Source organism: Paenibacillus sp. AK002 (assembly GCF_053903045.1).
Map to the genome: position 1 here is coordinate 5065863 of NZ_CP096377.1, position 20043 is coordinate 5085905.

Sequence of the window (20043 nt, forward strand, 5' to 3'; positions counted from 1 at the left end):
TCGCCCATTTTGCACAAATAACACAGATCATTGACGGGGGTGGGCCTTTAACGCATTCTATTATCCATCTATCTCCAATCAGCGATATGTTATATACTAGTCGGAGTTGAACAACAGACCATGAACTTCGCGAATGCCGTTTCATCCACCGGTCCACGGGTTCATGAAAGAACGGAGATCCCCAGCATGAAACTTCCCGCTTCATCCAGACCGGATCAGAATTGGCTCCGCGCCTTTATGTTTACGATATTCGGCACGACAGCCCTTGTCATTTCTTATTTTCCGCTGTATTACAAAGAGATCGGCTTCAGCAGCGCGCAGATCGGCTATCTGTATGCCATCGGCCCGTTGATATCCATGTTCTCCAACATGATTTGGAGCTACACGAGCGACAAATACCGGACCATCAAGCGCATCATGAACATTCTGATTATCGGGCAGCTTGTCACGATGCTTATTCTATGGCAGGTTGCAAGCTTCGGCGTTGTATTGATTACGATCAGCTTGTTTTATTTCTTCTACTACCCGGTCTATCCGTTGGCGGATACGATGGCCATCCAGACGGCGCAGCGGTACGGTCGCAGCTTTACCGTCATCCGCGTATTCGGCTCGCTGGGCTACGCGTTCTTCGCCCTTGGCATTGGATATGCCATCGGTGCAGCGGGCGCTTCGGCTGCGCTGTCGATCGGCATCGGGATCGGCGTGTTTACGCTCATATGCTCCTTTCTTATCCGCGATGGCGTCGCGGCCAAGTCAGAGCCTGTGGAACTGGCAGCCCTGCTCAAAATATTGCGTTCGAAAGAAATATTGTGGTTCTTCGGCTGCACTTTCTGTCTTGCCATCGCCCACCGCATGAATGAAGCCTTTCTGACGCTCACCTTATCGGGGCTTGGTGCGGGCGAGGGGCTTATCGGGTGGTCCTTGATGATCTCGGCTGCCAGCGAGATCCCGATTTTTTTCCTGCTGAGCAAGTATGGCGACAAGATGAAGGAGCTGCCGCTGCTCGGCTTTGCAAGCCTGATGTTTGCGCTCCGCTTCCTGCTCATGGCGCTGGCGTCCGATCCGTTGTCGGTGCTCGCCGTCCAGTCGCTTCACAGCATTACCTTCGGCGTGTTCTATGTAACCGCAGTCCGTTATATTACCAGGATCATTCCGTGGCAGTACCGGGCGACCGGGATGGCGCTCTTCATTATTTTCTGGTCCAGCGTCTCGGGGCTTCTCAGTGGAGCTTTCGGCGGTTTGCTGTTCGAAGCTGCGGGGAGATCGGCCTTCTACCTGCTTGCAGCCCTCCTGTCCTTCGCTGCCTGCCTCGGCTTTATCTACCGGCACCTCTTCGCCAAGCCGGAGGAGATGCATGCCTCTGGATTCGGCGCTTAGAATACAGCGGAATCGCCCCCTGGGTATAAGATGAATCAAAGGCAAGCACGGACCCGGTTTCGATCCGAACCTGCCTTTGATTGATCCCGACCAGACCCTGCTTGACCCAAAAGAATACAAAAAAGCACAGTTCTCTACCGAGAACTGTGCTTCATGCCTTGGTAATTCTATAAGATCTCCGTATCGGGAGTTAGCTTACAGTTTTGTTACGTTGGCTGCTTGAGGACCACGGTTACCTTCTGTGATGTCGAACTCAACCGCTTGACCTTCTTCCAAACTCTTGAAGCCTTCTTCTTGAATTGCGGAGAAGTGTACGAATACATCCTCGCCACCTTCAACGGAAATGAAGCCGTAACCTTTTTCTGCGTTAAACCATTTAACTGTACCTTTCAAATGAACAACCTCCTAAAAATACCGCCATCTATGGCGAATATCCATATTATATCCCATGTTTTCTGACAATGCAATCCGTCAATTCACCCTAAGGGGCTTTTTTCGGTACACTATTTTAATCAGAAGATGATTTGCTTTTAAGCCCGCGAGTGCGTTATCATTTACCCAAAAGCCTAAGTAGCAAACGGAGATGCATATGATCAAAAAACATGAAATATACAAAAAAGACAAGTGGAACATGATGACGGTCGAAGTTCAGGGCCGATACATCGTTCTTCGCGAAATTTCCGACCAGTGGGGTGAAGAGACCCATACCTTCATGAGTCGGCCAGCCTTGATGCACTGGGCTCAAAACCGCTTTCCCAAAGAAGATTTCGAAGGCCGGGAAGATGAGTGGAGAGAAATGATGGCTGCCTTTAAGCAGGTGTAATGGATGGATTATACGAATATCGTCATCTTCATTATTCTGGCCTTCAGTCTGGGTGCCATCATGATCATGTACCGGGATCGGATACCCCAAAGACTGAGAAAGGGGATGGCCCTGATTGCCGTCGCCTTTATCTTGTTTGCCTTTTACCTTATTGTATACAGTTTCTTGAATCTGGGTTCCTCGTAAATTTATAGGATGAAAGTGGCGGGTACGCGGCATACTATCGCTCGGATGCTTCAATTCGAGGAGGTATTATGCCATGAGAGGCGCCAAGGTGCTCTGCATTACGCTTGCCATCAGCCTGCTTGCTCTATCCGCTGCCCGCTCCGAAGTCTTGTCTGAAGGAACCCGGACTCCAACTAATCCATATCATTCAAGGAGGATTTCCATGGAACAATTGTTAAAACGCGCTGATGTCCCTAAGGAGCATCAATGGAAACTCGAGGATTTATTTGCTGATCAAAAGGCTTGGGATGCAAGCTTTGCGGAGCTGAAGAATCTGCTGAAACGCGCCGCCGATTACCAAGGCAAGTTAAACAACGCAGCTTCCATCAAGGAATGCTTCGAGCTCGAAGACGAAATCTCATACCATGCCGAACGCTTATACGTATACGCCCATATGCACCATGACGAAGATACGGCAAACCCTACATATCAGGCACTAACCGCCAAAGCCAAAAAACTGAACGTCGAAGCCGGAGAAGCCCTCTCTTTCATCACGCCTGAAATTCTGTCCCTGTCCGAGGCGGAACTGGATAAACTGATCGATGACCCTTCCCTGAAGGAATTCAAATTCACGCTGACCGAAATGAAACGGGAGAAAGCGCACGTGCTATCCAAAACGGAAGAAGCGCTGCTGGCTCAAGTCGGCAACCTCTCCTCTGCACCGCAGACCATTTTCGGCATGCTCAACAATGCGGACATGAAATTCCCGAAAATCAAAAACGAGGACGGCAAGGACGTCGAGCTTACGCACGGCAATTATATTCAATTCCTGGAGAGCCCGAACCGCGAGGTTCGCGAGCGTGCCTTCAAAGCCGTCTACGAAACCTACGGCAAGCAGAAAAACACGATTGCGGCTACGCTGAACGCCAACGTTAACAAAAATATGTTCTACTCCCGCGTCCGCAAGTACCCTTCCGTTCTGGAAATGGCTCTCTATGGGGATAACATTCCGAAGGAAGTCTACACGAACCTGATCGACACCATCCACGAAAGCCTGCCGCTCCTTCACCGTTACATGGAGCTCCGCAAGAAGCTGCTTGGCGTGGATGAGCTTCATATGTACGATTTGTTCGCTCCGCTCGTAGAAGAGTACAAATGGGATATCACTTACGAGGAAGCGAAACAAATGACCAAGGAAGGCCTTACGCCGCTTGGTGATGATTACCTCAGCAGCCTGCAGGAAGGCTATGACAACGGCTGGATCGACGTGTACGAGAATGAGAACAAACGGACCGGCGCGTACAGCTGGGGCGCATACGGCACCCATCCATATGTTCTGCTGAACCATAAAGATAACCTGAACAGCATGTTTACACTTGCCCACGAGATGGGTCATGCGCTTCACTCCTACTACTCCGACAACGCCTTGAAATACCGTGATGCGCAGTACACCATCTTCCTGGCCGAAGTGGCGTCCACCACGAACGAGGCGCTGCTGATGGATTACCTGCTGAAGAACGCCAAGGATCCGAAGCAGAAGATGTATCTGCTTACCTATTATGCCGATCAATTCCGGACGACGGTATTCCGTCAAACGATGTTTGCCGAGTTCGAGAAGATCGTGCATGAACGCGTGGAAAGCGGCGAATCCCTGACGCCACAGGATCTTTCCGACATCTACTACGAGCTGAACGTGAAATATCACGGCAAAGGCATGCAGGTGGATAAAGAGATCGGCATGGAATGGGCGCGGATTCCTCATTTCTACAACAGCTTCTACGTGTACAAATACGCGACGGGCTTCTCGGCTGCGACCAGCTTCTCCAAGCAAATCCTGGAGGAAGGCCAGCCTGCCGTTGACCGTTATCTCGGCTTCCTGAAGAGCGGAGGCAGCGACTACTCCATCAACATCCTCAAGAAAGCCGGCGTGGATATGTCTTCTCCGGAGCCGATCCGTGAGGCGATGAGCGTGTTTGAAGACGTCATCAACCAGATGGAGCAGTTGACGAAATAAACAGCCCTGCTTCCGCAGGCTTGAGCCAATCTCAATTGACCAGTGGAATAAAATCCCTTGCCCTTTACGGGCGAGGGATTTTATACTGTTTGGAGGAAGGAGGTGTTCCCCATGAAAATTCAATGGTCGTTAATCGCAGCCTTATTGTTTGCCCTGATTACGGCTGTGTTCGCCGTCATCAATGTCAATCCGGTTGCCGTGAACCTGTTATTCGGCACCGTCAACGTACCGCTGATTCTGCTGATTATCGGTTGCTCGCTGATCGGGGGACTGATCGTCGGCACGTTCGGGATTTACCGTCAATATCAAATGCAGAAGGAAATCCGTTCGTTAGCGGAGCAGCTCATACATATCCGTGAAGTAACGGGATACACCCCTGAAATACAAGCGGCGGAAGAGGAAAACAAGAAAGATCAGAAGGACGCTCCCGTTGAATAGGGAAGGCTGTCCCATCGAATCAAGGAGGCATAACAACCCGTGTCGATACAACCGAATGAAACTTACGTGCTGGACCTGCTAAAAGAACTGCTGGATACGCCGAGCCCTACCGGATATACCCACGACATCATGAAGCGGATCGAGCAGGAAGCCGCTTCGCTTGGAGTTTCCCTGGAATGGAATGAGAAAGGCGGAGCCATCCTGTCCGTTCCCGGACAAGACGGCAGCAGAACCATCGGCCTGAGCGCTCATGTGGACACGCTCGGCGCAATGGTTCGTGCCGTGAAATCGGAAGGAACGCTCCGGCTTACCTCCGTCGGCGGATACATGATGAACAGCATCGAGAATGAATACTGCATCATCCATACGCGCAGCGGCAAGAAATATACGGGCACGATCCTGTCCACGCATCCTTCCGTTCACGTGTACAGCGATGCCCGTGATTTCAAGCGCCAGGAAGCCCATATGGAGGTCCGGATCGACGAATTGGTGGAGTCTGCCGATGATGTGAAGAAACTCGGAATCGGCGTTGGTGATTTTGTGTCCTTTGATGCGCGTGCGGTCATTACGCCGAGCGGTTACATCAAATCCCGCCATCTGGATGACAAAGCCAGCGTTGCCGCCCTCTTCGGCTTGCTCGAAAGCATGAAGCGGGATAACTGGAAGCCTGCCTGCAATGTGAAGCTTCTCATCTCGAACTATGAAGAGGTCGGACATGGCGCCGCCTACATTCCTGCCGACATCAATGAACTGATTGCGGTCGATATGGGCTGCATCGGCGATGACCTGAGCTGCAAGGAAACCGATGTATCCATCTGCGCGAAGGATTCTTCCGGTCCTTACGACTACGGCATGACCAGCCGTCTGATCCAGTTGGCTGAAAGCGAAGGCATTGCTTATGCGGTGGACGTGTACCCGCATTACGGCTCCGATGCATCCGCGGCGCTCTCCGCCGGCAGCAACATCAAAGCTGCGCTGATCGGTCCCGGCGTTCATGCCTCCCATGCGATGGAAAGAACGCATAAACAGGCTGTTCTTAACACCGTTAAGCTGCTGGCTGCCTACGTGAAATAAGTCATCTCCATACAGAAAAAGGGGCGTCCCGCCAAGGCCTTAAGCCTGGGGACGCCCCTTTATTATTGGTGTTTCGCTTGCATATTCAAGATTTCTTGCTTTGCTCAATCTTCTCCGCAAGCTCGTTCAGATAGGTCCAGCGCTCCATCAAATGCTCCAGCTCGCCTTCCGTCTCCTCTTGGGACTTCATCAGCTCCTGAAGCCTGGCCGCATCGCTGCCGGCGGTCTCCATCTCCGATTGAATCGAAGCGAGCTTGTTCTCGGCGGCTTCGATAAGACCGTCAATCTGCTCGTACTCCCGCTGTTCTTTATAACTGAATTTCAAGCGCTCCCGCGGCGCTTCCTGAGCGGAACCGCTGCCTGAGCCTCCCGAAGCAGGCTTGGCACTGGATGCTTCCGCCTTGCCCCCGGCGGCTTCGCCGCCATGGCGCTGCATCCATTCGGCATATTCGCTGTAAGAGCCGACATGGACACGGATCTGTCCGTTGCCCTCAAACGCCATGATCTTGTCCACCGTTCGATCCAGGAAAAAGCGATCATGGGATACCACGATGCAGACGCCCGGGAATTCATCCAGGTACTGCTCCAGGACGGACAACGTCTGAATGTCCAGATCATTGGTCGGTTCATCGAGAAGCAGCACGTTCGGCGCGCTCATCAGCACCCGCAGCAGGTACAGCCTGCGCTTTTCGCCTCCCGAAAGCTTGGCGATTGGCGTCCACTGCAGCGCCGGCGGGAACAGGAAGCGTTCCAGCATCTGGGCCGCGGTAATGGCCGAGCCGTCCGCCGTGCGGACAACCTCCGCTTCATCCTTGATATACTCAATCACTCGCTGACTGCCGTCCATCTCCTGATGCTCCTGCGTGAAATAACCGAGCTTGACCGTGGGGCCAAGCACGACTTCCCCGGCATCCGGCTGAAGCCGCCCGGCAATCAGATTGAGCAGCGTGGATTTGCCGCTGCCGTTCGGGCCAACGATGCCAATCCGATCCTCGGGAACGGCAATGTAGGAAAGATCCTGAATGAGAACTTTGTCGTCGCTCTTCTTCCGCAGACCTTCAATCTCCAGAATTTTTCGTCCCAGCCGGGTGGAAGCGACCGAGACGTCCAGTTCGCCGGAGCTGTGTACCATCTCCTGATCCTTGAGCTTCTCGAATCGTTCGATCCTCGCCTTCTGCTTGGTCGTACGCGCCTTGGCTCCTCGGCGGATCCAGGCCAGTTCGCTTCGCAGCAAATTCTGGCGCTTCTGCTCGGAAGCAGCCTCACGCTCCTCGCGCTCCGCCTTCAGTTCCAGAAAGCGGCTGTAATTCGCCTCGTATCGGAACAGCCGCCCGTGATCCAGCTCCAGCATGACATTGGCCACCCGGTCCAGAAAATACCGGTCATGCGTAATCATGAGCAGCGCACCCCGGCGCTTCTGCAGATACTGTTCCAGCCAGGCCACGGATTCATTGTCGATATGGTTCGTCGGCTCATCCAAGATGAGCAAATCGGAAGGCTGAATCAAGGCCGCGGCCAATGCGACCCGCTTACGCTGGCCGCCTGAGAGCGCCCCCATCTTCGCGTCATAATTCCGGATGCCCAGCTTGGACAGGATGGTTTTCGCATCGCTTTCCAGCTGCCACGCCTGCAGCGTATCCAGCGTCTGATTGAGTTTCAGCAGGTTCTGCTGCAGATCTTCGCGATTCGGATGCAGCTCCAGCAGTTCCATCGTTTCGGTGTACTCCCGCACCGCCTTCATCTCTGGAAGATCGCCCTCAAATACCTGCTGCAGGACGGTATTGTCCGGATCAAACTCGGGGTTCTGGGCCAGATAACGCACCCGGATGCGATTGCCCATCGATATTTTACCGGCATCCGGCGGCTCAAGCCCCGCGATAACGCGCATAAACGTGGATTTCCCCGTGCCGTTTACGCCGATGATCCCGATTTTATCCTGGTCCTCCATCCCGAAGGAAGCATCCTGAAACAGAATTTTGTCTCCATAGCTTTTCGTTACCTGTTCCACGGTCAATATATTCATAGTTATGATCCCTACTTACATCTATAGATTTCGTTGATCGTTCGTTCATCACTAAGACGGATACATTATAACGCAATCCACGCCGCAATCCCATAAGCTGCCGCGCCGCCAAGCAATGAGCTGATCAGATTGACCGCATCGTTGGACATCCAGGCATGTCCGCGCATGCGCACCGTAGCCTGGCCGCAATGTCGAGACACTTCCACCGATTTGCCGCACGACGGGCAGCGATACATGACCTGCATGGTCGCACCGAGGTACGAATCGGCAAAAGCTCCGACCATGCCGCCCGCAAGGGCAGCCAGGACATACGGCAACAGACCCGCATTCATGCCGCTCCACTCGGCCAGCAGCCATCCGCCTGCCCCAATCAGCATACTCCCTGCTGCGGCCGCCGCGGAGCCTACCCAGGACACGCCGCCGGATTCCCCGGCTGTCAGCACCCTTCCGTTCAGCACGGAACGCGGAGGCTTCCGGCTAAGGCTGCCTACCTCCGTGGCCCAGGTATCTGCCGTCACCGTAGCCATGACGCCTATAAACAGGTACACCCACAGATGGGACGGAATCCATACGTTCAACAGACACAGCACCATGCCGATGCCGCCATTGGCCAAGACCTGACCGGCATCCCGCCGGCCGGTCTTGGCATAGGATTTCTCCAGGTCCGCCTTCCGCTGCTTCCCATACCGCGAGAGCAGCGTGGACGTTATGAAAAAAAGAAGCAGGGTTCCGAACCAAAACGCGTTCCCTGCTCCGTAATATATGGTACCCATCAGAATAGCGGCTAAGGCTCCGGATTCCGATAACGATCGTTTCCTGTAAGCGGCTCCTGCCACGATGACGGCACCCGCTGCCCCGATCAGCCAATCCATCCGCGATCCCTCCCATAATAAAGCTTGTCAGATTACCCGATTTCGCAGCGGCCCAGACGGACGTCTCCCCAGAACAATTCGAACACGTCACCGGATTCCGTGGGTCCAACGCCGGCCGGCGTGCCTGTGAAGATCAAATCCCCTTGACCAAGACCGTAATGCTCGCCGATGTAATCGATGATGCGCTGAAGGGAGAAGATCATATCCTTCACATTCCCCCGCTGGACCTGGGCGCCGTTCTTCCGAACGGTAAAATCCTTATCCCCAAGCTTGGCGGTTCCCGGGAAAGCAATGGATGGCGTAAGCGGCGCGGAAGATTTAAACGCTTTTGCCGCCGTCCACGGGTGTCCTTTCTCCTTAATGACCGTCTGTACGTCACGCAGCGTGAAATCGATGCCCAGGGCCATCGTTTTTACAAGCTCGTCCACGGTCTTGCCTGGCGCGTAATCCTCCGCTAGCTGAATAACAAGCTCGCCTTCAAAATGAAGGCTGCCCCTGTCCAACGGCAGCTTCAGCACGCTGCCGTCCAGCGGAACGACGGCATGCGAGGGCTTAAGAAAAATCATCGGCTCTTCCGGTACGGCATTGCCGAGCTCCGCCGCATGCAGTTGGTAATTACGTCCTACACAATAAACGTTATTCACTAGGGCACACATCAATTAAAACCTCCATTTTCTTCGCCAGAACGGAACTTTTGGTGCAATTTTATGAATAAAGATTTGGCCCCATGTATCGGGCCGGTTCGTACAGATCATGATGGCGGGATTCATTCGGGCGAGCGATCTCATGCTCTTCGCATCATCCACCGTCCAAGCCATGGGCGTAATGCCGTTCTTCACCAGATCTGACGCAAAAGCCGCATCCAGGTGGGAATAGCCGATGGATAAAAAGGAACATTTCATTTGCTTCAAGCGTGCCAGCAAATTGCGAGGATGCGCATCGATGATAAGTCCGGTTTTCACGTCGGGCTCCAATTCCTTGGCCTTCATCAAAGCTTTCGGTTCAAACGAAGTAAGCACCACGTCCGGCAGCATCCGGTGGGCTTGAATCCGCTCCAGGACAGCGGCTTCCAAGCCGGGATACATGTCCCCGCTCGTTTTGAGTTCGATGTTAAGTTTCAATCGGCCTTTGACCAGCTGCAGGACCTCATCCAGCGAAGGAACCTGCTCTCCCCTAAACTGGCGTCCCTTCCATTCTCCGGCGTCCATCCTCCGGATTTGCTGCCAGGTCAGATCCTTCACCTTGCCCTTCCCGGTCGTCGTACGATCCACGCTGAAGTCATGGATCACGACAGGGACCCCGTCCTGAGTCAGCTGCACATCAATTTCCATCCAATGCACGAAGGGCTCATCCATCGCCATCTGAATGGCTGCGCGCGTATTTTCAGGCGCTTTCCCGGAAAACCCCCGGTGAGCCACGCATAAATTGTTCATATGGTGGGACCTCCTTGATGTAACGTTAAACGAATTAGTCTGCGGCCTTGCCTGCTATAACTTCACCATCAAGCGCTATTTTGACGCCGCCGACGGATCGCTCCTGGACCTCTTTCAGCAGGGCTTCAGCTTCTTTGCCTTCAAGCGGAATGACCTGTCCGATCTCCGTACGGTAAGGCGTCAGCTTCAGGTCGCAGTCTCCTTGCTTGCTGCATGAAGCCCGGAACACGGCTGTTTTCCACGTATCCGCATTCGATGATTTGGTAAAGATGAAATTGCCGGTGCTGTACGCAATCCACTTGCCCTTGTACTGCTCCAATCCCTGCAGCACATGCGGGTGGCCGCCGATAATCAGATCTGCGCCGCCGTCAATGAATGCGCGTGACAGATTGATCTGATGGACATTCGGCGTCTTGTGAAGCTCCTCCCCCCAATGGGCGATGACAACCACCAGATCGGCCTTGTTCCTTGCCTCCTGGATCGCTTCAACCGCCTTGGGCAGCACATGGTCATAAGCCCCGGCGACCCCCGGCCTGTTCTCCAGCGCATACCAGGTCGTCTCCGGCAGGACGCGGCTGAAGCCCAGCAGGGCAACCGTCATGCCCTGCAGTTCGAAATACTGGGCCGCAAAGGCTTCTTCCTCGTTTCGGCCCGCGCCCACATAACGGATATCATGGTCCTTCAGGTGCTTCAAGGTATCCAATAGCCCCTCCTGCCCCTGGTCCAGGATGTGATTGTTAGCCAGATTAACGGCTTCCACCCCGGCATCCCGGAGGGCGGGCAATACGTCCGGAGAGGACTTGAATACGAATTTCTTGTTGGCGGCGCCAACGCCTCCGGTCGTAACCGGGGTTTCCAGATTAAGCACGGTTAGATCGTCCTCCAGGAATGCGGTGCCCAGGTGCTTGTAGGGATAATCATATCCATGCTTCTTCAGCTCAGCCTCCACCTTGCCCGAGAACAACGTATCCCCCGCAAAATGCATAACCACCCGCGCTGCCGTCTCGTCATCGGCAGGTTCATCCGCTGCGCCACCAACAGGCTCGGTCATCGCAGAATCGGGAGGTTCGCCGGGCTCCGCCGTCTTCGAAGGATCCGAATCCGTGCCCGCGCCTTCGTCCTGCTGCCCGGAGCCGTTGCTTCCCGCCTGCTCCCCTTCCATGCCAAAGTCCGGCATACCAGGGGGATAAGCCGTTTGCGAAACCGGATCTTCCTTGAATTTAAAATGATAGACAAGCAAAGCAGCGATCATAATAATCAAGCATAGGTTTAGAATGAGCCAAACCTGTCCGGTTCGCTGCTTACGGGCCTTCTTCTCGGCCTTGCTTTTCTCTGATCGTGACAGATGCTGCATAGGTCACTCCTTTATTCACTCATGAGCTCGCGCAATAAGTCGCTTCCCCCATTATACCAGCTTCCCCATAAAGAATAGAACCCCCCGTCGCCGGGGAGTTCCATAACAAAGCATTCTGTTGAGAAATTCGAAATTCGGGTAATAACGGCTTACAGTCCAATCAAGGTGATCACGGAGTCGCTGAGCGCCTCCATATAGAGCGGGTCGCTGTTCAAGGAGTCGATGCGCTCAAGCCGCATATCCATCTCCTTGGCAATGCTTTTGGCTTCGATATCCAAATCGTACAGCACCTCAAGATGATCCGATACGAAACCGACCGGCGCGACCAGCACGTCCTCCACCTGTTCTTCTTTGTTCAGCGTCTGCAGCGTATCCAGAATGTCCGGGCCCAGCCAAGGCTCCGCCGTCCGGCCGGCGCTCTGCCACGTAAACTGCCACTGCTTCACGCCTGCCTTCTCGGCTACGGCCTTGGATGTCTCAAGCAGCTGATCCTGATAAGGATCTCCGACGGACAAGATGCGTTCCGGAAGGCTGTGGGCACTGAACAGCACCCTCACGCTGTCCCGGACAGCCCCCGCTTGCTCGAACTGGTTCAGCTTCGCCGACACCCGGTCTGCAAAAGCCTCGATCAGTTTCGGATGCATGTGATAGCTCTCCACGAACGAAATCTGAAGTCCCAGCTCATCGGCTTTCGCCTGCGCACGCTTCACGTAGGATCCGATGCTCATGGTGGAGTAATGGGGAGCCAGCACGATGCCTACGGCTTCCTTGATGCCGTCCCGGACCATTTGCTCCACGCCGTCTTCGATATACGGAGCCGCGTGCTTCAAGCCTTGGTAGCATACAAACTCAAGATCGATGGCCCGGGGATCCGCATTTAATGTATCCTGCAGCGTGCGGACCTGCCGGTCCGTGTTCTCGCGAAGCGGAAACACGCCTCCCACAATCGCCTCATAGCGGTCCGTCAGCTCCTTGAGCTGCTCTTCCGACGGCTTATTTCCGCGGCGGATATGCGTATAATAACTTTCGATTCCTTCCATGCTCTCCGGCGTGCCGTAGGACATGACCAATACGCCAAACTTATTCTTCATACCATCTCACCTCTGGCTAATAAAATATTCAACGTTTAAGAGCGTTGTGCTCCTGCCTGCAGTGCTTGAGCGGAGTATTCGTGAATATACGAGGTCAGCTCACGCAACTTCTCAAGGGAAGCCTCCGGGAATAAACCGTGTCCTAGATTAAACACAAAGCCCGGCTCCTGAATCCCCTGATCGATAATTTCTTTGGCATACTGCTGAATGACCGGCATAGGCCCGGTCAGAACCGTCGGATCCAAATTGCCCTGAACGGCATATTTATGCTCCAAGCGGCGGCGTCCTTCCGCAATGGACACTCGCCAGTCGAGACCGATGACATCCGTGCTGAGATCCGTAAGCGTAGGCAGCAGCTCTCCTGAGCTTACCCCCGGGAAATAGATCTTCGGAACGCTCAGGTCCTGAAGCTCGGCAAAGATACGCTGAATGGTTGGAAGGACAAACGTTTGGAAATCCTTTGGAGACAAAGCTCCCACCCAGCTGTCGAACAATTGAAACGCTTTCCCGCCGTTTGCCACGTGGGCACGCAAATAAGCGATCACCATGTCGCCGAGCTTGTCCATCAGCGAAAACCATACCTTCGGCTCGCTGTACATAAGCTCTTTCGTGCGAAGATAATTTTTGGAAGGTCTGCCTTCGATGAGATAACTGGCAATCGTGAACGGAGCACCGGCAAACGTAATGAGCGGAACGTCGAGCTCCTTGTCCAGAATGCGAATCGTCTCCAAGACATGGCCGAGATCACCTTCCACGTCGATCGGGCGAAGCTTCTCTACATCCGCTGCGTTTCGGATCGGATTGTCGATCACGGGACCGATATTTTTCACAATATCGAAGTCTACCCCGATCGAGGCAACGGGATTCATAATGTCAGAATATAAAATAGCCGCGTCCACGCCGAGCTTCCGTACCGGCATCAAGGTTACTTCTGCCGCCAGCTCGGGTTGACTGCATATTTCCAGCAGGGAGTACTTTTCTTTAATCTTTCGATACTCCGGGTCGTAGCGTCCCGCTTGTCGCATGTACCATACAGGAACGTGGTCCACTTCCTGCTTGCGGCAGGCGCGGATGAATTGATCGTTATAGGTCATGATTAGGCCCCCATCAATGTGTATAAAGTTTCCTAAAGAACATTATGCCCTTTTTAAAAGTAAGTAACAACCGTCTTACATGGACATCCTATGAAAATCGCATGACAATCTTATGACATTGTTAGCTTTTGGCGCTTTTTAAATATGTTATACTGGAAGAACGGCATTTTTTAGGGTAATTCCACATACGTCCGGTTTACGCCGGACCCGACAGCTTAGAAAGGAAGTGAAGGGCACATTGACCAATTGGAAAATCAATCTCATTGTGCTTTGGTTCGGGCAGTTCTTGGTCAACTCCGGGATGACCATGATCACCCCGTTCCTGACATTGTATTTAGCCCAGGACCTGAATGTCGTTGGAGACCGGGAGATAGGAGTCTGGGCCGGATTGATCTTTGCGGCCAACTTCCTGACCTCGTTTATTTTTCAGCCGATCTGGGGAAAAGTCGCCGATAAGTACGGACGCAAAATCATGCTGCTGCGCTCGGGCTTCGGCATGGCGCTTGTCATCGCATGCATGGGCTTTGCCACCCATCCGTGGCATCTGCTGGCTCTTCGCCTGCTGAACGGTACCATATCGGGATTTAACCCTGCAGCGATATCACTCGTATCGGGCACGACGCCCAAGAATCGGATGGGGTTTGCGATGGGCATCATGCAATCCGGACAAGTCGCCGGCACCATACTCGGTCCGTTGATCGGCGGACTCATGGCCAGCTGGGTCGGCTTCCGGCCGATTTTCTATATTACGGGCGGGTTAATCTTTACGGCCTCGCTGCTCGCCTTGTTCCTCGTCAAGGAAAACTTCAACCGCGAGCAGGCCGCCAAGGCACCGCAGCCTTCGGTTATCGCCGGGCTCAAGGAGTTGAGCCATATTCCGCAGCTGCCGGCGTTATTTGCCGTCACGTTCCTGCTTCAATTCGCGATGATCAGCCCTATGGCACTGCTCCCGCTGTATGTTCAGAAGCTTCATGGATCCGCGGTGGATATCGCGATATGGGCCGGATTCGTCGTGGCGGTCACAGGGCTGTCGAACATGATCGCCTCCCCGATTCTCGGCAAGCTCAGCGACAAGGTCGGCGCGCACCGCATACTGACGTACGCCTTGATCGGTACGGGACTTACGTTGATCCCGCAAGCCTTCGTGCAATCCGTGTGGCAGCTGATCATCGTGCGGTTCATGATGGGCGTGTTCATGGGCGGGCTGCTGCCGAGCGTCAACGCGCTGATTCGCTCCTACACGCCGGACGGCATGGAAAGCCGCTCCTTCGGCTTCAACACAAGCTCGCTTGCGCTTGGCAACATGCTGGGCGCGGTGATCGGCGGATTCTTATCCGGATTCATCGGAATCGAAGGATTGTTCATTACATCCGGCTGCCTGCTGATCATCAATATGTTATGGGTAAGGCGGAAACTGTTCTCGCATAAGCCTTCGCCCAAATACCGTTGAGCCTGCCAGCAGAATAACAGCAACCGTCTCATGCAAAAAGGGGCTGTCCCGTGGTCTAACCGACCCGAGGACAGCCCCTTTGTGTTATCTGATTCATCCCTTCACGCGCGCAAGGATCAGCCCGTCATAGGCGGGCAGCAGCGTGCTGATCAGCCTCTCGTCCGTCGCGATGATTTCATTAAAATGGCGGACGGCCTGAACCGAAGGACCGTTCTTCTCCGAGTTCAGCGTCCGGCCCCGCAAAAAGCAGTTGTCTCCGGCAATGAGGGCGCCGGGATTGGCCAGCTCCATGGCATATTCCAAGTACAGAGGATAGTTCTCCTTATCCGCATCAATAAAGAAAAAATCGAATGTCCGCCCTTCCTGCTTCAACGCCTCCAGACTATCCGCCGCCGGACCGATGCGGTACTCCACCTGATCCTTGAAACCGGCCTTCTCCAGATGACGTCCTGCGAGTGACGCGTATTCTTCCTTCAGCTCTAAGGACGTGAGCCTGCCGTCGGCTGCAAGTCCGCGGCACAGACAGATGCCGCTATAGCCGCCAAGGGCGCCGATCTCGAGAATATTCCTTGCGCCGGCAGCCTGTACCAGCATGGTCAGCAGCCGGCCGTATGCCGGTGCCACCGAAACCTCCGGCATCCCGTGCTCCCGGATGGCTTCTATTACAAGCTGAAGCTCTTCATCTTCAGGGTATAATTGGTTAACATAATCATCAGGGGTCGTAAGCAATGAAGCTGCCTCCTTTTTCTAATAACATGCCTTGACTCCGTTAAACCTAACGAGAACTATCATATGATAATTGTCTTAGTCAATGCAATCGCCTATACTATATAGATTGAACCGGCGGCGACTCTCGCCGTACACATGTTAAATGGAGTTGACATCGTTAATGCCTCGATTACAATTGATCGCGACGGCCCCGATGGGGCTGGAAGCCGTCGTTGCCCGCGAGTTGAAAGAGCTCGGGTATACCGACATGGAAGTAGAGAATGGAAGAGTTACCTTTTCGGGTGACCTGATCGATATTTGCCGCTGCAATCTGTGGCTCCGGACGTCGGACCGAATCCTCGTCAAGATGGGGGAATTTACGGCCCTGACCTTCGACGAGCTCTTTGAAGGAACAAAAGCGCTGCCGTGGGAGGAATGGATTCCGGCGGATGGCGAATTCCCCGTGGAAGGACGTTCCCATAAATCGCAGCTTAGCAGCGTTCCCGCCTGTCAGGGCATCGTGAAAAAAGCAATCGTGGAGAAGCTGAAGCTCTCGCACCGTACGGAATGGTTCCCCGAGGACGGTCCCCGTTATGTAGTCGAGATATCTCTCTTGAAGGATCGAGCCATCCTGACGCTGGATACGACAGGACCCGCCCTGCATAAACGAGGTTACCGCAAGCTGGTGACGGAAGCTCCGCTGAAAGAAACAATGGCTTCCGCCCTGCTGCAGTTAAGCCGCTGGGGCCCCCATAGGCCGCTGTATGATCCGTGCTGTGGTTCGGGCACGATCCTGATCGAAGCTGCTATGATGGCCTGGAATATTGCGCCAGGCCTGCGCCGGTCGTTCCCGTCCGAGCACTGGGATATCATCGGAGACAACCTGTGGGAGGATGCGCGCGAGGAGGCGTTTGATGCGGTGAAGGACGATATTCCGCTCCATATAGCAGGAAGCGATATCGACCCGAAAGCCATCGAAGTAGCCAAAGCCGCTGCCAAAAGCGCGGGGCTTGCCGGCGAAATCGACTTCAAGGTCCTTCCAGCGGCCAAAGCCATCCCTGATGGCGAATTCGGCTGTATCATCACCAATCCTCCTTATGGCGAACGGTTAAGCGAGAAGGAGGAAGTTGAACGTTTGATCCGCCAATTCGGTTCCGTCATGCATTCGCTTCCGACCTGGTCCTTCTTCGCGATCAGCCCGACCAAGCAATTCGAGCATTACTTCGGCCGCAAGGCGGACAAGCGCCGCAAGCTGTTCAACGGCCGGATCGAGTGCCAGTATTATCAATATCTGGGGCCCTTGCCACCGCGTAACAAATCGGCGGAATAACGTCATGACGCCGCTTGAACCGCCGCCTTCGGGCGGCTTTTTTGTCTGCATCGCCGTTTGAATTCATGCCGGGCCAAGCTATAATTAGAAAAGCATCTATCGACGTTCTTGCATAGAAATCAGACAACGTTTCGAGAATGTTATAGTTTTAGATAAAGGAGGATACCCTCGTGCTCTCATCGCCGTCATGGATCGATATCCGCAGCCGGGTCTCCAGAGGACTGCATTACCGGTACACCGCCTATCTGTTATTCCTTATCCTCATGATGTACAAGCTGATCATGCTGGATCATCGGCTCCATATTGCCAACATGAAGCTGGATCGGGCCGACTATGTGATCGCCGTCGGCTCGATCCTGCTGATCTCCTTCTGGACCTTATGGCTCCCGGCAAGAGGCCGGCTTGCTTCATTAACCTTACTGAATCTGGTATGGACGGGGATCCTGTACGCCGATTTAATCTATTACCGGTACTTCGATGATTTCATCACGGTGCCGGTGCTCATGCAGGCCGGGCAAGTCGGCTCGCTCGGAGACAGCATCCGTTCCCTTATACACGGCGTCGACCTGTTCTTTTTTATCGATTGGGTTGTCATCGTCCCGTTTACGGCCGTGATGATGTTCCGCAAACGGAGATCGAATTCCGAAACGTACGGGTTCCCGGGTGAATTTCGCCGGCACCGGCGGAAACGGGTGCTTGGCCGGTTGGCAGCAGGTGCACTCGTCTTCATCCTTGGCATGGTGATGACTTTCGTTCCCATCAAGAAAGCGTCCGATACTTGGGCTGTCGGCCTCTTTGAAGGCAATTGGTGGAATATTACGCTATATAACGTGACGGGACTGATCGGTTTTCACGGATATGATCTGTACCGTTACGGCCGGGATCATCTCATCGGCCAGCCCAAGCTGGCAGAGGAAGAGGTCAACCAGGTCAAGGCATGGTTTGATGCCAAGCAAGGGAAAGCATCCGGAACCGGGGCTTTGTTCGGCAAGTATAAAGGCAGCAACGTCATCATGATCCAGACGGAGGCCTTCATGAATTTTGTCATTGGCCGGTCGATTGGGGGGCAGGAAATTACCCCCAACTTCAACCGTTTGATGAAGGACAGCATGTATTTCAGCAATTTCTACCATCAAACCGGGCAAGGACGAACGTCCGATGCGGACTTTGTCACGCACAGCTCCCTGCTTCCCCTGCCCACGGGTTCCGTGTTTACGCGATATGCCGACCGCGAGTACGATACTCTTCCGGAGATTCTGAAGGAGCAGGGTTATGCCGCAAACGTGTTCCATGCCTATGACAGCAGCTTCTGGAACCGGACGACGATGTATCGGGAAATGAACTATGACCGTTTTTACAGCAAGAAGGATTATGAAATGAACGATGTGCTCGGATGGTCGCTGAGCGACAAAGCATTCTTCGCGCAATCGCTGGATCGTATGAAAGGCATCGAGCAGCCCTTCTATTCCTTCCTGATTACGTTAACGAGCCATCATCCGTATTATGTCCCGAAGGATGCCCGCAAGCTGGATACAGGAGAATTCGAAGGCACGATGTTCGGGGATTATCTGCAGTCGATCCATTATGTGGACGAAGCCTTCGGCCAGTTCGCGGAGCAGATGAAGCAGCAAGGGCTGTGGGATAATACCATACTGCTCATCTATGGCGATCACGATAATTCGATCAAGGAAATATCGGACTATGAGAAGTTCCTGGGACGGGATCTGAACGCACTCGACATGGAACAGATCATGAACCAGGTCCCCCTGCTCATTCGCCTGCCTGACGGCGGGAATGCCGGAGTCTATCCCGAGGCTGCCGGCATGATGAACGTGACGCCGAGCATCCTTCATCTTCTCGGCGTATCGGAAGCGCCGTATTACTGGATCGGGGGCCATCTGTTTGATGATAAGCCGCGTCTGATTCCGCTGCGCAGCGGCGCTTTTTCCGAAGAGAAGGTGTTCTACCTGCCTTCTGAAACGGCCGGGCTGGAAGGTGGAACCTGTTATGATCTGACGACGCGTCAGCCAACTGACATCCAGGCCTGCCGTGACGGGTACGACGAAACCCGGAAGGAGCTGCAAATCTCGGACCAAGTCATCACGTACGATCTGCTGAAGTTATTTAAAGCACAGGGCAAGGGTGAAACGGAGTAACAGAACAGCATCGGATTTAGGTTCGACCTAATACCCTGGCGTCCCACTTAACCAAAAAAACAGGCTGATCTTAATGATCAGCCTGTTTTTTAATGCGATTTTTCGATAAGACCATGTCCCGTTACAATAAGATCTTTATTCTTGCCGCCTGCTTCTTCCACCCTGCCCAATAGGACACTGACTCGAGTCGGTTTCCCCATCTTGGCAAACGTTTCACCACATATCACCTGAGCTTCTTCCAGGATGGCCGTCCCAGCTTCATATAAGTTGGCCAAAAAGCCCGTTCAAAGCTTGAAAGCTCTGGAACGGGCTTGCACAGGATGATTTACTTTTTAGCCGAACGAAGCTTGGACAGGCGTTCCTTCTCTTCACCTAACAACTCTTCCGCCAATTCCACGGCGTTTCGGTTCCCCTGCTCGATCACCTGAGCGACCGCTTGCTCTGTATGGGATAACGAATTCTCCGCTTGCTGAATTAACTGTTCCGTCGGATGGGACATGGCCGAGGATACGGCACGGTGCAGTTTCTCCACGGAATCTAACGCGCTGTTGCTTGGACTGTTGGAGTGAAGACTGGAATCGTGACTGTTCATGACGGATGCTCCCTTCTAAAGTCATTGTTCCTGGTGCCCTCTTAGCATG

The 20043-nt window shown here is 53.8% G+C and carries 19 protein-coding genes; 9 read left to right on the top strand and 10 right to left on the bottom strand.

All coding sequences use genetic code 11. From position 1 onward, the window contains the following. The first annotated feature begins 186 nt into the window (after window positions 1–186). Window positions 187–1377 carry an MFS transporter gene (locus M1D70_RS22625; RefSeq protein WP_433940930.1) on the top strand — a complete coding sequence of 397 codons (1191 nt, stop codon included), beginning with the start codon at window positions 187–189 and terminating at the stop codon, window positions 1375–1377. A gap of 195 nt (window positions 1378–1572) precedes the next feature. Here M1D70_RS22625 and M1D70_RS22630 read toward each other — a convergent pair whose 3' ends face one another. Then, window positions 1573–1770: a cold shock domain-containing protein gene (locus M1D70_RS22630; protein WP_006211711.1), complete on the bottom strand. Its 198-nt coding sequence runs from the start codon at window positions 1768–1770 to the stop codon at window positions 1573–1575. A gap of 196 nt (window positions 1771–1966) precedes the next feature. On the opposite strand from M1D70_RS22630, the gene M1D70_RS22635 reads away from it, so the two are divergent. From M1D70_RS22635 to M1D70_RS22655, 5 genes are all read left to right on the top strand, one after another. Beyond that, on the top strand, window positions 1967–2200 hold the full coding sequence (locus tag M1D70_RS22635) for a hypothetical protein (protein WP_009594800.1): 234 nt from the start codon (window positions 1967–1969) through the stop codon (window positions 2198–2200). A gap of 3 nt (window positions 2201–2203) precedes the next feature. Further along, window positions 2204–2386 (top strand): hypothetical protein, encoded by a 183-nt coding sequence (locus tag M1D70_RS22640; RefSeq protein ID WP_009594848.1) that lies wholly within the window; start codon window positions 2204–2206, stop codon window positions 2384–2386. 202 nt (window positions 2387–2588) lie between these two features. Further along, window positions 2589–4379: an oligoendopeptidase F gene (gene pepF / locus M1D70_RS22645; protein WP_456290485.1), complete on the top strand. Its 1791-nt coding sequence runs from the start codon at window positions 2589–2591 to the stop codon at window positions 4377–4379. 111 nt (window positions 4380–4490) lie between these two features. Then, window positions 4491–4817 (top strand): LapA family protein, encoded by a 327-nt coding sequence (locus M1D70_RS22650; RefSeq protein ID WP_009594827.1) that lies wholly within the window; start codon window positions 4491–4493, stop codon window positions 4815–4817. Window positions 4818–4856: 39 nt separating this feature from the next. After that, window positions 4857–5891 carry a M42 family metallopeptidase gene (locus M1D70_RS22655; RefSeq protein ID WP_456288012.1) on the top strand — a complete coding sequence of 345 codons (1035 nt, stop codon included), beginning with the start codon at window positions 4857–4859 and terminating at the stop codon, window positions 5889–5891. An 85-nt stretch (window positions 5892–5976) separates the two neighbouring features. On the opposite strand, the gene taeA is transcribed toward M1D70_RS22655, so the two are convergent. From taeA to hemE, 7 genes are all read right to left on the bottom strand, one after another. After that, the gene (taeA, locus tag M1D70_RS22660) at window positions 5977–7914 is read right to left on the bottom strand and encodes an ABC-F type ribosomal protection protein TaeA (protein ID WP_456288013.1); all 1938 of its coding nucleotides are present in this window, start codon (window positions 7912–7914) and stop codon (window positions 5977–5979) included. 65 nt (window positions 7915–7979) lie between these two features. Continuing rightward, on the bottom strand, window positions 7980–8786 hold the full coding sequence (locus M1D70_RS22665) for a DUF92 domain-containing protein (RefSeq protein ID WP_009593782.1): 807 nt from the start codon (window positions 8784–8786) through the stop codon (window positions 7980–7982). Window positions 8787–8818: 32 nt separating this feature from the next. Then, a complete protein-coding gene (locus M1D70_RS22670) occupies window positions 8819–9442 on the bottom strand; it encodes a fumarylacetoacetate hydrolase family protein (protein ID WP_456288014.1) in 624 nt (207 codons plus the stop codon). Between the two features lie 3 nt (window positions 9443–9445). Further along, on the bottom strand, window positions 9446–10219 hold the full coding sequence (locus M1D70_RS22675) for a glycerophosphodiester phosphodiesterase (protein ID WP_009593791.1): 774 nt from the start codon (window positions 10217–10219) through the stop codon (window positions 9446–9448). 34 nt (window positions 10220–10253) lie between these two features. Next, window positions 10254–11573, bottom strand: coding sequence for a CapA family protein (locus tag M1D70_RS22680; RefSeq protein WP_456288015.1), 1320 nt, complete (start codon window positions 11571–11573; stop codon window positions 10254–10256). 149 nt (window positions 11574–11722) lie between these two features. After that, entirely contained in the window at window positions 11723–12664 is a 942-nt protein-coding gene (gene hemH / locus M1D70_RS22685) for a ferrochelatase (RefSeq protein WP_456288016.1), read from the bottom strand. Window positions 12665–12699: 35 nt separating this feature from the next. Then, window positions 12700–13758 carry a uroporphyrinogen decarboxylase gene (gene hemE, locus M1D70_RS22690; protein WP_009593794.1) on the bottom strand — a complete coding sequence of 353 codons (1059 nt, stop codon included), beginning with the start codon at window positions 13756–13758 and terminating at the stop codon, window positions 12700–12702. A gap of 238 nt (window positions 13759–13996) precedes the next feature. On the opposite strand from hemE, the gene M1D70_RS22695 reads away from it, so the two are divergent. After that, the gene (locus tag M1D70_RS22695; RefSeq protein ID WP_009593776.1) at window positions 13997–15208 is read left to right on the top strand and encodes an MFS transporter; all 1212 of its coding nucleotides are present in this window, start codon (window positions 13997–13999) and stop codon (window positions 15206–15208) included. 93 nt (window positions 15209–15301) lie between these two features. Here M1D70_RS22695 and M1D70_RS22700 read toward each other — a convergent pair whose 3' ends face one another. Then, a complete protein-coding gene (locus M1D70_RS22700) occupies window positions 15302–15937 on the bottom strand; it encodes an O-methyltransferase (protein ID WP_456288017.1) in 636 nt (211 codons plus the stop codon). 160 nt (window positions 15938–16097) lie between these two features. On the opposite strand from M1D70_RS22700, the gene M1D70_RS22705 reads away from it, so the two are divergent. Together M1D70_RS22705 and M1D70_RS22710 are read left to right on the top strand one after the other, a co-directional pair. Further along, window positions 16098–17246: a THUMP domain-containing class I SAM-dependent RNA methyltransferase gene (locus M1D70_RS22705; RefSeq protein ID WP_009593784.1), complete on the top strand. Its 1149-nt coding sequence runs from the start codon at window positions 16098–16100 to the stop codon at window positions 17244–17246. A gap of 170 nt (window positions 17247–17416) precedes the next feature. Next, a complete protein-coding gene (locus M1D70_RS22710; RefSeq protein ID WP_456288018.1) occupies window positions 17417–19402 on the top strand; it encodes an LTA synthase family protein in 1986 nt (661 codons plus the stop codon). A 325-nt stretch (window positions 19403–19727) separates the two neighbouring features. On the opposite strand, the gene M1D70_RS22715 is transcribed toward M1D70_RS22710, so the two are convergent. Next, window positions 19728–19994, bottom strand: a complete 267-nt coding sequence (locus M1D70_RS22715; protein WP_009593780.1) for a hypothetical protein — start codon at window positions 19992–19994, stop codon at window positions 19728–19730. Window positions 19995–20043: the final 49 nt, after the last annotated feature.

Excerpts from the sequence above, each read along its gene's own strand:
- M1D70_RS22705 (WP_009593784.1), top strand. The coding sequence starts at position 16,098 with ATGCCTCGATTACAATTGATCGCGACGGCCCCGATGGGGCTGGAAGCC.
- taeA (WP_456288013.1), bottom strand. The coding sequence starts at position 7,914 with ATGAATATATTGACCGTGGAACAGGTAACGAAAAGCTATGGAGACAAA.
- M1D70_RS22670 (WP_456288014.1), bottom strand. The coding sequence starts at position 9,442 with ATGTGTGCCCTAGTGAATAACGTTTATTGTGTAGGACGTAATTACCAA.
- M1D70_RS22715 (WP_009593780.1), bottom strand. The coding sequence starts at position 19,994 with ATGAACAGTCACGATTCCAGTCTTCACTCCAACAGTCCAAGCAACAGC.
- M1D70_RS22625 (WP_433940930.1), top strand. The coding sequence starts at position 187 with ATGAAACTTCCCGCTTCATCCAGACCGGATCAGAATTGGCTCCGCGCC.
- pepF (WP_456290485.1), top strand. The coding sequence starts at position 2,589 with ATGGAACAATTGTTAAAACGCGCTGATGTCCCTAAGGAGCATCAATGG.
- M1D70_RS22640 (WP_009594848.1), top strand. The coding sequence starts at position 2,204 with ATGGATTATACGAATATCGTCATCTTCATTATTCTGGCCTTCAGTCTG.
- M1D70_RS22635 (WP_009594800.1), top strand. The coding sequence starts at position 1,967 with ATGATCAAAAAACATGAAATATACAAAAAAGACAAGTGGAACATGATG.
- hemE (WP_009593794.1), bottom strand. The coding sequence starts at position 13,758 with ATGACCTATAACGATCAATTCATCCGCGCCTGCCGCAAGCAGGAAGTG.
- M1D70_RS22650 (WP_009594827.1), top strand. The coding sequence starts at position 4,491 with ATGAAAATTCAATGGTCGTTAATCGCAGCCTTATTGTTTGCCCTGATT.
- M1D70_RS22665 (WP_009593782.1), bottom strand. The coding sequence starts at position 8,786 with ATGGATTGGCTGATCGGGGCAGCGGGTGCCGTCATCGTGGCAGGAGCC.
- M1D70_RS22675 (WP_009593791.1), bottom strand. The coding sequence starts at position 10,219 with ATGAACAATTTATGCGTGGCTCACCGGGGGTTTTCCGGGAAAGCGCCT.
- M1D70_RS22680 (WP_456288015.1), bottom strand. The coding sequence starts at position 11,573 with ATGCAGCATCTGTCACGATCAGAGAAAAGCAAGGCCGAGAAGAAGGCC.
- hemH (WP_456288016.1), bottom strand. The coding sequence starts at position 12,664 with ATGAAGAATAAGTTTGGCGTATTGGTCATGTCCTACGGCACGCCGGAG.